This is a genomic window from Halobacteriovoraceae bacterium, assembly GCA_020635115.1.
In the GTDB taxonomy this organism is placed as follows: Bacteria; Bdellovibrionota; Bacteriovoracia; order Bacteriovoracales; family Bacteriovoracaceae; genus JACKAK01.
On the sequence record JACKAK010000004.1, the window covers coordinates 163,981 to 179,945 of the forward strand.

Annotated in this window: 11 protein-coding genes; 4 read left to right on the forward strand and 7 right to left on the reverse strand. The window is 33.4% G+C overall.

From position 1 onward, the window contains the following. The first annotated feature begins 1 nt into the window (after nt 1). Nucleotides 2-931 (forward strand): hypothetical protein, encoded by a 930-nt coding sequence (locus H6622_07260; protein ID MCB9061302.1) that lies wholly within the window; start codon nt 2-4, stop codon nt 929-931. Here H6622_07260 and H6622_07265 read toward each other — a convergent pair. The 3 genes from H6622_07265 to H6622_07275 all read right to left on the reverse strand — a co-directional run bounded on the left by H6622_07265 (nt 928) and on the right by H6622_07275 (nt 3,487). Further along, on the reverse strand, nt 928-1,893 hold the full coding sequence (locus tag H6622_07265; GenBank protein MCB9061303.1) for a KamA family radical SAM protein: 966 nt from the start codon (nt 1,891-1,893) through the stop codon (nt 928-930). The two genes, H6622_07260 and H6622_07265, sit on opposite strands and share 4 nt — an antisense overlap. Before the next feature lie 14 nt (nt 1,894-1,907). Then, nucleotides 1,908-3,170: a KamA family radical SAM protein gene (locus tag H6622_07270; GenBank protein ID MCB9061304.1), complete on the reverse strand. Its 1,263-nt coding sequence runs from the start codon at nt 3,168-3,170 to the stop codon at nt 1,908-1,910. 89 nt (nt 3,171-3,259) lie between these two features. Next, nucleotides 3,260-3,487, reverse strand: coding sequence for a hypothetical protein (locus tag H6622_07275; GenBank protein ID MCB9061305.1), 228 nt, complete (start codon nt 3,485-3,487; stop codon nt 3,260-3,262). A 129-nt stretch (nt 3,488-3,616) separates the two neighbouring features. Between H6622_07275 and H6622_07280 the strand changes: the two genes are divergently transcribed. Next, nucleotides 3,617-4,312, forward strand: coding sequence for a hypothetical protein (locus tag H6622_07280; protein ID MCB9061306.1), 696 nt, complete (start codon nt 3,617-3,619; stop codon nt 4,310-4,312). Here H6622_07280 and H6622_07285 read toward each other — a convergent pair. Next, the gene (locus H6622_07285; protein MCB9061307.1) at nt 4,309-5,172 is read right to left on the reverse strand and encodes a 3'-5' exonuclease; all 864 of its coding nucleotides are present in this window, start codon (nt 5,170-5,172) and stop codon (nt 4,309-4,311) included. The two genes, H6622_07280 and H6622_07285, sit on opposite strands and share 4 nt — an antisense overlap. A gap of 126 nt (nt 5,173-5,298) precedes the next feature. Here H6622_07285 and lpdA point away from each other — a divergent pair, with 126 nt between their 5' ends. Continuing rightward, a complete protein-coding gene (gene lpdA, locus H6622_07290) occupies nt 5,299-6,690 on the forward strand; it encodes a dihydrolipoyl dehydrogenase (GenBank protein MCB9061308.1) in 1,392 nt (463 codons plus the stop codon). 11 nt (nt 6,691-6,701) lie between these two features. Beyond that, on the forward strand, nt 6,702-7,994 hold the full coding sequence (locus tag H6622_07295) for a 2-oxo acid dehydrogenase subunit E2 (GenBank protein MCB9061309.1): 1,293 nt from the start codon (nt 6,702-6,704) through the stop codon (nt 7,992-7,994). Nucleotides 7,995-8,000: 6 nt separating this feature from the next. Here the strand turns inward: H6622_07295 and H6622_07300 are convergent, their stop codons facing one another. From H6622_07300 to H6622_07310, 3 genes are all read right to left on the reverse strand, one after another. Then, nucleotides 8,001-8,837, reverse strand: a complete 837-nt coding sequence (locus H6622_07300) for an endonuclease (GenBank protein ID MCB9061310.1) — start codon at nt 8,835-8,837, stop codon at nt 8,001-8,003. A 221-nt stretch (nt 8,838-9,058) separates the two neighbouring features. After that, the gene (locus tag H6622_07305; GenBank protein MCB9061311.1) at nt 9,059-11,401 is read right to left on the reverse strand and encodes a hypothetical protein; all 2,343 of its coding nucleotides are present in this window, start codon (nt 11,399-11,401) and stop codon (nt 9,059-9,061) included. After that, complete coding sequence (locus H6622_07310; protein MCB9061312.1) at nt 11,401-15,675, reverse strand: hypothetical protein; 4,275 nt, start codon at nt 15,673-15,675, stop codon at nt 11,401-11,403. Before H6622_07310 ends, H6622_07305 begins: the two co-directional genes overlap by 1 nt. Nucleotides 15,676-15,965: the final 290 nt, after the last annotated feature.

The following is a 15,965-nucleotide window of genomic DNA, read 5'->3' on the forward strand; positions in this document are numbered from 1 at the left end:
GATGAAAAAAAATATATTAGCAGGCATTATTATTTCTCTTGTTATGGCCATATGGGCATTTTTGAATTTAGAAATCTATTCAAAACAAATCCATAAACAAGCTGAAAACCAAAAGAAAGAACAAATTAAAAATGAAATAAATTCTATACCAGAACCTGAAAATAAAGTTGTATTTGAAAGTGATCAAAAAACAGATTTATTAGATAATATGATTTCAAATGATCCAATTGTTAGTAGACTTTTATCAATGAGGCCTGCTGAGATTAATAAGCTTAAACTCAAAAAACAAGAAATTCAAAGTTATATTAGTAAATCAGAACAATTAATATCAATGCTCACAATATGCCTTCTAAAAAATAAATGTGCTCCTGAAGATGAATTCAAACGTGACCCTGATCAAAACACAATTACGGATAAATTAGAAAAAATAGTCAAAAATTTGAATTTATTATTGGAAAAAAATCCAGGAATTTATAATGTATATTTCAGTAAATATTTTCGACTTTTTAATCTTGATAATGAATTTATTATGGAAAATACTTCAGCATTATTATTAAAAACAGTAAATGATGAGAAAACGGCGTTGGCATTTTTAAAAAAAATGGATGATGTAAAAACAAATTCTATCACATCCTACCTAAACACAATCAGTAATAAAAACTTTTTAAAGAAATTTGACCTTGAGAAAGAGTTTAATGAATTACTCATTGAACAAGCTTTAGAACGAAAAAGTTATGATGTTGGATTGTTTTTAGATTTTTTACTATTAAACGATTTTCCCAAAGATCTGACAGAAGATTTCATAAACGCATTTTGTGCAAGAGATGAAATCCATATTAATAGTGAGGCCTTAAGACCAATTCGCAAAAAAATTGATATTTTCACTGAAAAGTTTAATGACTTAGAACTACAAGAATGTCTACCTGATTAATGATATTGTACAAAACTAGAGTTTTGAGAAATTAATGATCCACTAAATCTAAACGTTTCTGGATTGTAAGCTGAAACTTTCCCATGTCCACCTGGTATATCTATTATATATTGAGGCAGTTGCCAGCCTGATAAACTTTTTCTAAGTTCTGAATATATTTTTCTACCAATTTCAAGATCTAAATAAAAATGCATAGCACCTTTTACCTTATCAGGATGATGTAAGTAGTAAGGTATGGCCCTTAAAGAAGAGATCTTCTTAAATAATGAAATTAAAATCTCAGGATTGTCATTAACACCTTTTAATAAAACACTTTGAGTTAAATGCTTTAAACCTAAACTATCAATTTTTATAAAAAGATTTTCAACATCAGAACAAAATTCATCAGGATGATTTGTGTGAGTAACAATGATTAAGTTTTCAAAATTATTCAAATACTGGACAAGAATATTTAGCAGATCAGTAGTAAACCGTTTGGGAAGTACAGTTGTATAACGGGTGTGAAATCTGATATTTTTAATATTTGAGAGTTTAGAAAATGCTTGTAAATAGAATTCAAGTCTATTGTTATTTAGAGAAAATGGATCTCCTCCCGTAAAAATAATTTCATCAATCTCTGGATGCTCCTCTAAGTAGTGAAGTGTTTGGGAAAAATTCTCTGAAAAAATATCATCAAATCCTTTTGTGTGGATTTCATTTTTTCTAAAACAATATCTACAATTTACCGGGCAAGTCTTTACTGGTAAAAAGAGCACTCTATTACTATATCTATGGATCAATTGAGGCGCTACAAGTTTATCATTATCACCAATTGGATCAATTGATCCCCCTTTTTGAAATTCTTCATCATATTCAATAGAATCTTGTATAAATTGTGCACTTAAAGGAACGCTTCTTTCTACCTTCTTCATAAAGGAGATCGGTACCAACTGTGGGAAATGTTCGTTTTCAATATTGCTCATGCGCAATTATTAGTCTAGGAAGTTTTCTTTGCCAACTCATCTTTATTTTTCATGTATTCTTCATATGCTCCTTCAGGCTCATAATAAACAAATTCTTTTCCTTCATAATTGCGAAGTGTAATCTTATTTCCCTCTCGCTTTACAAAGTACTCTGGCCCTACTGGTAATTTTCCACCTCCTCCTGGAGCATCAATAACAAAATGTGGAATGGCCAAACCCGATGTCCATCCCCTTAGTCCTTCAATGATTTCAATACCTTTTTCAATTGTCGTTCGGAAATGTGAAATTCCCTGAGCAAGATCACACTGATAAATATAATAAGGTCTGATCCTCATCAGAAGTAATTTATGACAAAGTTCTTTTTGTATTTCAACGTCATCATTGACTCCCTTCAGTAGAACAGTCTGATTTCCCATTGTTATACCGGCCAAAGCTAATCTGCTAGAAGTTAAGAGTGCTTCTCTCGTCATTTCCTTTGGGTGATTAAAATGTGTATTGACATGAATTGGAGCATACTTTTGCATGATTTCTATCAACTCATCATCAACTCTTTGCGGAAGTGTCACCAGATTTCTGGTACCTAGTCTAATTAATTCAATATGTGGCATTTTTCTGAGTTCGCTGAAAATATGTTCCAGCTTCTTATTACTTAATGATAAAGGATCTCCTCCAGATAAAATGACATCCCTAATTTCTGGATGGTTTCTAATATAAGTAAGACCACCTTCAATTTGTTTATTTGCTGCCGAAGTAGAAGGATCAGAAACTTTTCTTTTTCGAGTACAATGCCTACAATAAACTGGACAATTATGAGTAGTGTAAAACAAAACCCTATCTGGATAACGGTGAGTAATGCCAGGTACAGGCATATCTTTTTCTTCCCCAAGCGGGTCTTCTAAATCTGTATCTAATATTGATAATTCACCCGGTTGTGGCACCGATTGTAATCTCACTGGACATTTCGGATCATTTTCATCCATTAACGTTGAGTAATAGGGCGTAATACCCATATGAAACATTTCATCACTGGCCGTGAAAGCTCTTTTTTCGTCCTCTGTGATATTTATAACAAAATTGAGATTTTTGAGATCTTTTATACGGGTCTTTTGCTGCCATATCCAACTGTTCCAATCATCATCACTAACATTTTTCCAAGGGCCCTTACCTGCAATTGGGAAACGTTTAAGTATATGCTCTGGGTACAATTTTTCTAAATCCTTTAAATTTTGGATATCCTTGAAATTCATGGCCCACCTCCAGATATTCGTTAAGCCCATTATACAATAAATATAACGCAAAATCCTCTAGTAGAGATTACCTAACTATTCGATTGTTTGATGATGAGAAGGTCAAAAACCGCGAATCTTCATTTTTTTACGAGCCATTTGCCCCATGCAGCACATAGTCTAATTAAAATTGCACCATAAAGGGCCATTCCACAAAAATGAATGATAACTTCGGTCATTTTAAGAGTCCCGCCTTCTTCAAGTAACCAGATCATCCACCAAAGAAGGAGTAAATGTGCAATAAGTATCAACAATTGTTGAAGTCGATAAGAGGGCCCTGAACTTAAAAAATTCTTAAGTGAAATCATGCGAGTGCATTATTACAGCTCTAACGGTGCTTTGACAAATATTTCTAACCATTTCTTTCTTCAATAGACAGAATTACTTGATTGACCCATAGTTTAATCCATGAATACTTTCTATAAAAGGATTTTAGTTTGAGACAAGTAGGTGTCTTTTTTGTTTTTGTTTTTATTTCACAATTAATTTTAGCGGGAGAGTCAATATTTGTAGGTGAAAATGCGCAGATGAAATATATAGAAATTCCATTGAAAAATCATTTTCAAAATAAAGATGGGTCTTTAAATCTTAGTGAAATAGAAAAATATGTCTATAGACAACTCAAGCAAAAAAGAATTGATGAACTCAAAGGTGATCACTTTTCGGGTTCGTTGACAAAATTTATTGTTGAAATTGATGAGGCCAACTCAGTTGTGTCGAAAGATAAAATTGAGTTACTTGTCGCTCAAAAAGAATCTTTGATATCACCTGTGATTACTGAGCTAACAAAAGAGAAAGTCATAAATATTAAAGCAACACTTCAACTTGCAAGTACAAAAACCACACTTGTTAAAGTTAAGTTTTCCCCCTCACTTGTTAAAATTGACTATGAACTTAAAAAACCTAAAATAAAAATAGTTCAAGACATTGAAACCCATGAAATTGCTTTTCATATGCTTAAGGCCGAAAGAAATCGTAAAAGAAAACAGTTCCACCTCGTTGTTCATTTTTTCTATAGTGAAAGAGATCAGGTGTCGGCCACAATGAATGATACAATGATAAGTAAATCATTCAAAATAAATAGAGTAGGATTTGTTGAATCTGCATGTAACCGCATCATGAGTGGTCATTAGTTTTTTATTTCTAAAATCTTCTTTAATGAATACTGCTTATAAGTGTCAGTCTCGATACATAGTGCGTAAAGAATTGTTCCACTCGGAGTCGGAAGTATGGAGACGGGTTTAACTGGCCTAAATTGGTTTTTCTTAGAGCCACCAGCATACTTTATCTGAATAGGTTCTTGTTTAAAGGCAAACTCGACCAAACTTTTGAGATGTTTTGGAATTTGCATTAAATCTAATTCTTTAAAATCTGAAAAATTGAACTGTTTTGCTTTCTGTATGAAATCATTTTGTCCATTTAAAGCACCTTGAATGATTAACTCTAAACTGACATAAGCATCATCTAAGGCCCTATGGTGATTTGATAAATGTATTTTAAAATGCTTGGCCAAATTTCCGAGTTTGTGATTTTTTACATCTTTGTTAACTTTCCTTGAAAAATCACATGAACAATAAATGTCTGAATGAGGAAAAAAAATCTTGTTTTGGTGCATTAGAAATACCAAAAAGCCGATATCGAATTTAGCATTGTGAGCTATGATCGGTAAATCTTCGATAAAGTGAATCAAGTCTTCTAAAACTGCCCCAATTTTCCTTTTACCTTTTACCATTTGATTGTCGATACCATGGATGTCTATTATCGATTGATCTATAGTAACCTCAGGGTCGCAGATTTCATCAAAAATTGAAACCCCTATTGGCGTCACTTTTATTGCAGAAACTTCGACAATTTTATCAACAACAGGTGATAATCCAGTTGTTTCCAAATCCAAAGCTAAGACTCCATTTGGGAAAATACTCAATAGTTTTTCTTGCTTTAATCTGTTTATTTGTGACTGCAGAAATTCGCTTTTATTCAGTTGTTTATCCACTTTAATAATTCTCTATAAAGTCATAGTTAAATTGACAATTCCCTAGGGTAAATCTAAAAATTCTATTACTAAACGTTTGACAGGTTATACTACTTCGCACAAAAAACCAAGGTATTAGGACGCAACATGAAATCATTTGATGTAATTGTTTTAGGGGCAGGGCCAGGCGGATATGTGGCCGCAATAAGAGCTGCACAATTAGGAAATAAAGTGGCCATTGTAGAAGAGGATAAACTAGGTGGAGTTTGTCTCAACAGAGGATGCATCCCAACTAAGGCCCTTTTAAAATCTGCCCATTCAGTACATGAATTAGCAGAATTTAGTAAACTAGGAATAAATATTGAACTCAAAAGTTTAGATGGATCTCAAGCAGTTCTAAGGGCCAATCAGATCAGTGATAGAATTTCAAAAGGTGTGGCCTTTCTGATGAAAAAAAATAATATCGAAGTCATTTATGGCAGTGGGGTTATCAAATCTCAAACCGCCCTAGAAGTTAAGTCTCCTAAGGGTCATACTGACACATATTCGTTTAAAAAGCTAATCATCGCAACAGGTGCAAAATACAGAACTTTTCCAGGATTAGATCACGACGGAAAAAGATTAATCGGGGCTTGGGAGGCCGTGAAGTTAAAAGAACTTCCTAAGTCAATTGGTATTATTGGCGCAGGGGCCATAGGTGTTGAATTTGCTTATTTTTGGAATGCTTTTGGCGTAGACGTCCATATTTTTGAATTACAAAATCATCTCCTTCCCATAGAGGATGAGGAGAGTTCAAAAGAAGTTGAAAAGGCCTATAAAAAATATGGAATAAAAATGTCTTTGGGGATTGAAGGAATTTCAGCAAAAAATAACGGTAATGATGTCAGCTTCATTGTAAAAGAAAATGGTAAAGAAAATATTTATCATTTTGATTTGGGATTAATTGCTGTTGGAATGACCGGAAATGTTGACAATATTGGTTTAGAGAATCTGGGGATTAAGGTTGATAAGGGTTTTATAAAAGTAGATTCATTTTATCAGACAAATATTTCAAACATATATGCCATTGGAGATGTCTCTGGCCCTCCTTTGTTGGCCCACGCAGCTTCGCATGAAGGAGTCATTGCAGCTGAACATCTGTCAGGGACGCATCCTCATCCATTAGATAAGAGAAATATTCCTGGATGCACTTATTGCTATCCACAGGTAGCATCAGTAGGGTACACAGAAAAAGAATTAAAAGAAGAAGGGATTGAATACAGTGTTGGAAAATTACCTTTTTCGGCCAATGGAAAGGCCCAGGCCAGTAATGAGACTTCTGGACACATAAAGGTGCTTATGGGGAAAAAACATGGAGAAATGCTAGGGGCACATATTGTTGGTGATAATGCTACAGAATTAATCCATGAATATGTGTTATTTCGTACAATGGAGGGGATAGATGAAGAAATTTTTGCTACTGTTCATCCTCATCCCACTCTTGGTGAGTTTTTGGCCGAGGCCGTACTTGCATCAAAAAATAGAGCTTTAAACTTTTAGGAGATATATCAATGGCCAGAATAGAAATCGTTATGCCACAAATGGGTGAGTCAATTACTAACGGTACGATTACACGTTGGAATAAAAGTGTTGGAGATGCTATTGAATTAGATGAAATCCTTTTTGAAATTTCAACCGACAAAGTAGAATCTGAAATACCTTCACCTGTAGAAGGAAAACTTGTTGAAATTCTCTTTCCTGAGGGTGAAACAGTTGATGTGGGAATACCTGTTGCAGTAGTTGATGATGATATGAACGCTGAAGTGGTAGCAACTTCCCAAGCACCGGCCGAGAAACCTTCTCAAGCTCCGGTTGTCCCTGAAATTCCTGTATCAAACGAAGAGGGAAGCAATGATAGGAGATTCTATACTCCGTTGGTAAAAAAAATGGCAGAAGAAGCAGGAGTTCCACTTTGTGAACTTTCAAAAGTCCAAGGAAGTGGTGCAGGGGGTAGAGTTAATAAACAAGATCTTGAAAACTTTATCACTAATAATGGCCCCGTAAAATCATCACAACCTCCTAAATCTGAATCTGTATCTACATCTTCAAAAGCACCCTCTTTACCTACTGGAGGAGTTGCTCAAGTTAGAGGTGCAGGAGAGAGAGTGGAAATTATTCCAATGGATAATATGAGGAAGGCCATTGCCAAAAATATGGTGTCTTCAAAATTAACGTCACCTCATGTGAGTTCCATTTCAGAAGTAGATGTGACTCATATAGTTCAGTATAGAGAAAAAATTAAGCACGACTTTAAAAAACGTGAAGGTGTAAATCTCACTTATACACATTTCTTTTTATGGGCCATTACACAAGCTTTAAAGGAATATCCTCTCGTTAATGCCTCGATTGAAGGCGATAATATTGTCGTCAAAAAAGATATTAATTTGGGTTGTGCCGTTGCTGTTCCGGGAAATGGTTTAGTTGTACCAGTTATTAGAAATATAGACACCTTAAATATGGTAGGAATTGTAAGGGCCCTCGATTCTCTTGTACAAAAGGCCAGAACAAGAAAACTTACAATGGAAGAACTAACCGGAGGAACTTTCACATTTACAAACGTAGGTTCATTTGGAACTTTAATGGCCACTCCAGTTATATTACAACCCCAAGTAGGTATTCTAGCAGGTGGAGCAATACAAAAAAGAGTTGTGGTCACAAAAGATAATTCAATTGCTATCCGTGATATGCTTTACCTTACACATACCTATGATCACAGACTCGTGGATGGAGAGCTTGGTGGATTGTTTTTAGAATATATATGCCAAAAACTCAGAGACCTTGATCCAAGCTCTATAGTTTCTTAAAGCTATTTAGAAATCCTTAATTATATCTACCAGTGCAGGTATGTCGATAAAAGGATTTCTGGTATATTGGATTTTATAGATTAAATTGTTTCGTATCATCTCATGACTTGAGACAGGATCTATCTGGTTCCATTTTCTAAGGACTGCTTCTTGATATTGATCTATTGGAGAATTGTATTTGATAGAAAAGTAGAACATTGCCCGAGCAATGTCGCCTTTGATATGCGATGGAGGCTCATAGCTAGATTGGTTGCTCTCAACATCATAACCAAAACTGGAGGGAGAGCATAAATGCTCGTTTAAGACTTCCTCAACTTCAGCAAAAGGATAGTTTCCTCGAGTCGAGTTTGCATAGGAACTAACAGGCAAAAGGTGGTGTAAATCTGATTTTTGCATATCTTTGCTAAAAGTTTTATTAAATTTACTTTGAGGCCAAATGTGTTCACAATTTATAAAGTGATGGTTTGGAATTTTTCCTTTTCCAATTGGCGCTTCTTTAAAAGATGACTCTCTATAAATAATGTTACAATAATTGTCTTTCAGAAATATCCCTAATTCATCTTTTTCTAAAAATAATGTTCCAAAAAGAATTCTTCTTGCATCCTGATAGGAAAATACTCTATGAGTAAAACAATTTTTTTTACCTTCGCAGTTTTTTACAAGTAAGTCATCTTCATTTTTACTAACGATATGACTTAAGTACATTATTTTTTGTAAATCTTTTTTCATTTGTTCTGGATTGAGATGTCCGTTTTTAATATTTTCTCTAAATTGCTTAGGGTAATAATTTTGAAAAGCATAGGATCTTATTGAAATTAATAATAAGATTAAGATTTTATACATATTCATCCTTGTGTTAAACATTTTCTTCAATGAAAAGTTCACAATAATCTTACTAATAAGATGTATTAAATATCTCTAAGAAAATTCTTACATTTTGTGAGTTTTGTTACATTTTCTGTAAGGTTAGTTGAGTGAAATTGTAATGAGTTTTTTTAAAAAAAGGCCATGAATTAATTCATGGCCCTATGAGTGATGATTATTTTGGATATGTGATTATTTAATTACTCAGCTTGCTCCCCTGGAACAGTTTCATATTTCTCCATTGCTTGAATGTAGAGGTTTCGAAAAATGGTGAGATCTCTTTCTATTCCATTCAGAGAAAGTTTAGGGTTTTCTTGTGAAGGTTTACATATCTCAGGAAGATTCTTATGAATATCAGCTATACTCGAGAATAGTTCAGAATCAATAATTGCAAATTCTTTTGATTTCTCCAAAAGCTTGTCGTTTATTTCTACTCCTATAGAATTAAGTAGTTTAAAGTTTTTATACTTGACGAAAAATTGATATTCATTTTGAATGTCAATTGCCTCGGCCAGGAGATCTCCTAACTTTTTTGTCATTTCATCACTTGTAGGTTGATTCATATCAAAATCTTTCATCTTTTCTCTAAGGTGGCAGGCGCTAGCAGAGAGTGAGTGGATTTGATAAAGTGCTAGGAAGTGAAATTGATCATCAGGTCTAATCTTTCGTGGAACATAGGCCTCATCGTATTCGTACATGGCATAGCCAAGTGCAGATCCTGTAGAAATCATAACCATAGATTTTTTAAAGACTTCATTCCCTGATGGTGTGTTTTCAAAAAGATCAATGGCCTCAGAGAGGTGTGCCGATCCGTCATTGGATGAATGATTCGAAGATTTACTATCATGTGAAATCCTTTGGAATGTTCCATACAAAGTTTCATTGATGGACGCATTTTGTTTTTCTGATAAATTGGAAGGAGTTTCTTCGATCGTCCTAGCTATTTTACTTTTACGAATTCGAGGAATGTAGGAAATAATCGCTGGCACTCTAACTAATTCCATTCTATAAATAAAATTTTCCCATGCCGCTTTAAACTTAATTCTATTTTTGTCTTTATCAGCAAGTAGTTTCCCTATTTCAATTGCTTCCTTTTTGGTGATGTTTTCGCCAACGTTAGCTTTATCTGAAAGTTTTTTAATTATCTCATTAAGTCTTGCCGGCCGATTTGGTTTGTTTTTTACTTCTGAATCTAGTTTGTTAACAAAAGTGTTAAAATTATCAATTCGTGCTTTTGCTTTTTCTTTTTGAGAATTATAGTTTTTAACAATCTGTTCGACTTTTTGAGAAAATTCTTCAGGTTGAAAATTTTTATTTTTCAAATACGATAAAATTTTATCAACAATTGAGTCATACTGAGAGATGTTTTGTGAAGTGAAGATAATTCCATTTTCTACTTCGGTCTGAAAGATACTCATTAAAGACTCTGATTCTTCTTGACTAAACTTTTTTGACTTTTGAATGTCTTTTATAAAATGATCAAACTTTTTAATTTGTTCAATAGAATGGGAGGTGGTTTCATTTAATTGAGATTTTAGTTTTTCAAGCACAGTCATCATTTTATTTGCTAAACTATCATTAAACTTCTCACCATTTTTAATTTTTTTATTTAGACCTTCAGAGATGAGGATTTCCATTTTTGTGAAATCCTCAATTGAAACTCCTTCAACAGAAAAATTCTTAAATCTTAATTTTTTGATGAACTCGTCAAAATGAGGGACTATTTCACTTGTTAAAATTTCATTTTCGTTTACTCTTTTTTTGAGCTCTTCAATCAAAGCGAGGAATTCTTCTTTTTGTTCTTTATTAAGAGAAGCACCTTCTTTTGCCTGTATTTTCAGATCTTTAACAAAATTATCAACATCGACAATTTTTTTATAAGCAGTTTTGTCAGGTGCCTGAATTGGTCTTAGATAAAAATCAAATGGAATCATTTTATTTCCGACCTTAAGAAGTACATCATCAAAATCTTTTTTTAGAGATTTCATGGAGTTAATTGAAAGCTTAAGAGGTTTCATATAACTTTTTTCACTAGAAAGTAGACCGTCTACAAATTTTTTACATCCAGCTTTAGTAAAGGTCGAATCGATAAGGTTTACAAAACCTAGTGATCCCCATGCTATAATTGCCCCTCCTAGAGCGTGGTTCCAACCACTTCGAACTTCATCAGATTCAATATCTTCTTGCTTTTTTTCAAAAATTTCATCGCCAATGGACAAAATACCTTCTCTTAAGGATGCATCTTGAAAATAGAGAACTGTTAAGTAACTTAAGTAAATGTTATGCTGGTGAGCATTGAAGTTTTCTATGAGTTTAATCAATTGATCTCGAGAATGAGCTTGAAAATAAATATTGGCCTGATCTGGAGTTTGTTCTTGTTGATATCCAAGAGTTGCATTAGTGAGTTCGTAAATTTCAGTCCAATCCTTAAGTTCAAAGTATTTTGCTATTTGTCCAATATAAGACTCAGGTTTAACATCATTGGCCTGAGAATAGTTTGAAAAGAAGAGAAATATTACCAATAAAATGATTGCGTTTTTCATTATTTTATCTCCTCTTCATCAATATCTTTTTTAGGATAAGCTCTCTCGTTAACAGTCTGTTTTAGTTCTTCCTCTGTGTATTTGGACTTTCTAAAGTATTCTTTAAATGTCTTATTAAAAACAAAATCTTCTAATGCCCTAAAATCTGGTCTTGTTGGTATTGTGCGAATGATTTCCAAAGTTTCATAAACTGAGCCATCATCCATAACTTTTTCAGAGATAACTCTTTTTAGCCCAGCAGCTCTTTCATAAGTTTCACGACGGGTAAGTTTATATTCATCTCCAATGAGGGATAATTGTTTTCCTTTTCTCATTTCCCAATCATCAAAAATAGTATCAGTATCTTTAATCTTTTTATTCTCATCCGCTTTAAAGACATTTTTTAGTTTATCTATGAAACTGAGATTTTCATCCCTTGGAATCTTTTTAAGAAGTTGTCTAGGGTTTCCTGTCCAAATAGATGAGAGGAGATCTTGATAAATTAATTGTCCATAAGTTGAATTGTTATCTTTTCTTGAAAAATTAAATAGCTTAAGGGTTTCAATTTCCTGTTCTGTCGCACCAGCATTTCTTGCTCTCATGATTTCAGCATCCAGATTTTCTTGTGTGTTTCTCGTAAAATTCATTGTTGATCTATATTCCTCTGAAATTTTACTGAGAGCATGCTCAACCTTGTGAAATTGATTTCTGGTTAAATTTCCAGAACGATAGAGTTGTTCTAATTCTGTAAAAGCATCATTTATTTTATACACATTCCAAGTTGGTTTTATTCCTAAAATTGCAAAATCATGGGTTAAGTACTCTAATTTTAACTCTGAAGATTTGTATTGTTTCTCTATTATTGTGTAGACTTCATCTTTTGCTCTTTTGATCTGCTCGTTTAGAAACTTCTCCGACGCTAAGATACCTTCAATGTGTGTTTCAAATGCATTTGTTACCTCGTCTTCTAGTTTGTTTAATTCTGAAGTCTCAATAGTTTTAACAGATTCATTCTTTGGAGATTTATTATTTTCAATATCCTTAACTATTGCAAGTTCACCATTCTTTGTTTGTTTCATTGCTAAAAGAGATTTCGATTGGTACTCATTATATTTAGAAAGAAACTCTTCAAAGGACTTGAGATCAATTTTATTTTCTTTTGCAAACTTTTTGAAACTTTTTGGGTAAACTTTATAAGCTGAATCGAGTGCAGTTAGAATTTCAGCTCTGGCGATATCGACTTGAATGATTCGATCGATATCATTTGAAGCTTTGTTGTTATGAAGTAATATGGAAAAATCTTTCTTTAGAGTTTTAAACAATTTAGCATATTCTTTCTTACGTATTCTGGCCATATCAGCGATAATCGAAGGATCCCAAGAAAATGTATTTCCTTTAAATCCAATAACACTAAACACATCGTAGAGTCTATTGTGCTCCCTTAACTGATAACTACTCGTTTTGAGCAATTTGGGAAAATCTACAAAAACTGTTTCAAAAGGGGCCTTAATTATTCTAAAAGGGTTAAGCAGAGTCATGAGAGGAACTAATGGCCTATCAGGATCTTCATTTTTCTTAAAATGTTTTCCAATCTCTTTGATTGTTTCAATAGGCATAAGCTTAGACCACTTTACATCCTTGAGGGATTTTATTTTTGATAGTTTTAAATCATATCGCTGCGGTTTTGAATATTTTCTCATTTTAAATTTATTTGCAGCTCCAGCAACAATCGGAATACCCAAAGCAAACGCTAGCAAAAATACTGCGGTAGAAATGAAGTTTAATAATTCCGCATTATATTGCTGCTCCCTCACTTGAGCATCATTTTGATTAAAAAGTGCAAATTGTGAATTAAGAGCTGCAATGGAAAGATCATTAATATCATTTTTTTCTAAGCGATCTGTAACGGCGCTCTTCCAAAACTCATGGGCGAGATCATAGACAAAGGGATAATTTGCTGAAAACATAAAACCAGTAACGTATGGAAGAAGCGCTTGATCAATTCGTCTCAAAAAGAGAGTTAAAGGCATCATCATTTTAAAGTTTTTTGTAAGCATTGGAACGACATGTAGAATAATGGAAACTTGAAATCCCCACATAACATATGTATTCATATAAGTGTCCCAAACTTTTTCACCAACAGACATTCGAAGGTAATCAATTAGAAATTGTCTATTTTCAAATGCCATGGCCGGGGCCATTTGTAGAAGATGTTTTAGAGCTCCAGAATACTGGACGATGTAAGAAATATCCTCGATCTTTTTTGCATTTTTAACAGCTTCGATGTGTTCTTTGATTGTTTTTTCACTTTTTTCCATTACGATTTCGACAGCTTTGACTTTTTGTTCTCTAGTAAGGCCCTCGTAAGAAAGAACTTCAAAGAGGTAGGCCTCATCAAGTTCAACGGTTTTTTTCTTTTCTTGCTTGATCTCCTTTCTTTTTTTCATGACCATGTCATTTGGAAGGTCAATCTGATTATTTAATATTGGGAAGTTAGAGAGAATTTCGGCAATATCAATCTGGTAGTATGCCTTTAAAGTTTCCTCGTTAAAATCCATCTCTTTTACAGTTGGATTTTTTTCAAAATTATTATCAAACTTAAATAGAGAAATTATATCTTCTAATTCACTAATTGCACTATCAATATATTCAGAAGTTCCTTTTTTCTCTAAAATCTTTTTGTATTCACCGAAAGCGCCCATATAGTCTTGTTGTCCAAGTATTTGTTTTGCCATATCACGAGAAACATGACTAAGCAGATTATTGTTCAGATAAGGGGCAATAAGAAACTGAAATTTCTTCATGTCAACGATGTCTGTTTCTATGAGATCTGCAATTTTTTGATTGTCTTGCTTTTGGATAATCTCGTCGGATGCTTGTCTGAGAATTGAGAAGTAACTAGCTTTAAACTTATTTCCCAAATTAAAGGCTTCCGAACTTAGTCCTTGGTCAATAATAGGAACAAGAAGCGTATCACTTATTTCGCTTCTTAGTTCTTGCGCTCTTTGGTCAAGGAGTTCAGATATTTTGTCGACATTTTCTTTATTAATATATGGGATGTGAACTTTTTCATCTTTTCCAGGGGTAGTCACTTCATAAGCATGGCCTTCAAGTATTTCAAAAATGGCATTAATTTTTGAGGTGATGATAATTTCTTTTAAATCACTGGGAAGTGCTTCTTTAGAAAGATCACTTAGCTCGAGTGATTTGGTCTGAGCAATAGATACTGCATATTTTAGGTACTCAGAAGACTCTGCCATCTGTAAGGTATCCTCAAGATTAAATTCGAGAAATTCTCTCAGAGTATCTTTTTCTTTCTCACTTACTTCAATTGTTTCAACAATAATTTCAGTAAGCTTATAGACAAAATCTCTACTCGCAAAGAGTTTTGAGTTTAATGGATTTTCACCAAGCCAAATCCAAAAAGCTGTTTGAAAGTCATCTTCTTTAAACTGATCTTTATCAAAAAATGGAAAATGTTTTACAAACTGAAGATATCTCGATGAAATATGTTCGGTTCTTTCATTTTCATCTAAAATGAGGGGGAGCATTTCAAGACTTCCTAGCTCTGGATTACTGCTTTGTTTGAAAGGGAAGTAGATTTCTTTTTCACCTTTGTATTTTCTAATTTCATCATACGAAAAAAGAAGTTGTTGGAGAGTGATGTACTTAACAGCGTCAAAAAAGCCTTTTTTTCGGTCTTCATGTGAGAAATGATGTCTGAGCATTACACCTTGATAAAAGATTTTTTTAAAACTGATGATATAATTATCTCCATCTTTTTTTAGGTCATAATTGGTTAGAAGATTGATTTCGTTGTCACCTATTTTTTGAGGGATAAAGATGGCAGCGAGATCTTTGAAATTCTCACCTTTTATCTTTAGATTGAAATTATCTAAATCAGAAAGAGCGAATTTTTCATTTTTGGCACTTAAAATTAATAGGTAGTTGGCCATTAAGGTTGAATACATAACCATCATTTGGGTTAAATTAATATTTGTATGGATTACCTTTTCCTTGGTTTCAGGATGGATCAATTGTCCGTTAAGTGCTTTTTCCAGTAGTTCTTTCATTTCTAGGGTCGCGCCCTTTTGATCCACATACTTGTCCAGGGCGATATTTCCGATTGTACCTTTATAGATGATTGCTTCTCGTTGCTTTCCAAGAGTCTCTTGGATGGTTGAGTAGCGTCTAGAAATTTCAGGGTGAATAGCTGCGTATGTAACCTGTTGAATCAGTAGAGTTGTCATTACACTATTGATCATGATTGTTTTAAACAGATCTTTCAAATTCACGCGTTCCTCCTCAAATTCCAGGGCGCTTGATTAAATTTTGTACACCCCAACAGACCACTTTAACCTAGAATTAGGTGTTTAGTAGAAGTCGAGAAGTATAGGTAGTATAGACTGCAATGACAATGCCAGAAAGGAAGTGTGAAAAATATTCATTTACCGTCAAATTCTTATAATCATTGGGAAAAAATGGTGTTTGATTATCATATTTTTGATGTAAGAAAGTAAGTTCTATATGCTCATTGTTGTCTAAAATATAATACAACCCTTTCATTTATACATGGATGATAAGC

Coding starts and splice junctions, on each gene's coding strand:
- H6622_07260 (MCB9061302.1), top strand. CDS start 2: ATGAAAAAAAATATATTAGCAGGCATTATTATTTCTCTTGTTATGGCC.
- H6622_07265 (MCB9061303.1), bottom strand. CDS start 1,893: ATGAGCAATATTGAAAACGAACATTTCCCACAGTTGGTACCGATCTCC.
- H6622_07270 (MCB9061304.1), bottom strand. CDS start 3,170: ATGGGCTTAACGAATATCTGGAGGTGGGCCATGAATTTCAAGGATATC.
- H6622_07275 (MCB9061305.1), bottom strand. CDS start 3,487: ATGATTTCACTTAAGAATTTTTTAAGTTCAGGGCCCTCTTATCGACTT.
- lpdA (MCB9061308.1), top strand. CDS start 5,299: ATGAAATCATTTGATGTAATTGTTTTAGGGGCAGGGCCAGGCGGATAT.
- H6622_07295 (MCB9061309.1), top strand. CDS start 6,702: ATGGCCAGAATAGAAATCGTTATGCCACAAATGGGTGAGTCAATTACT.
- H6622_07300 (MCB9061310.1), bottom strand. CDS start 8,837: ATGTATAAAATCTTAATCTTATTATTAATTTCAATAAGATCCTATGCT.
- H6622_07305 (MCB9061311.1), bottom strand. CDS start 11,401: ATGAAAAACGCAATCATTTTATTGGTAATATTTCTCTTCTTTTCAAAC.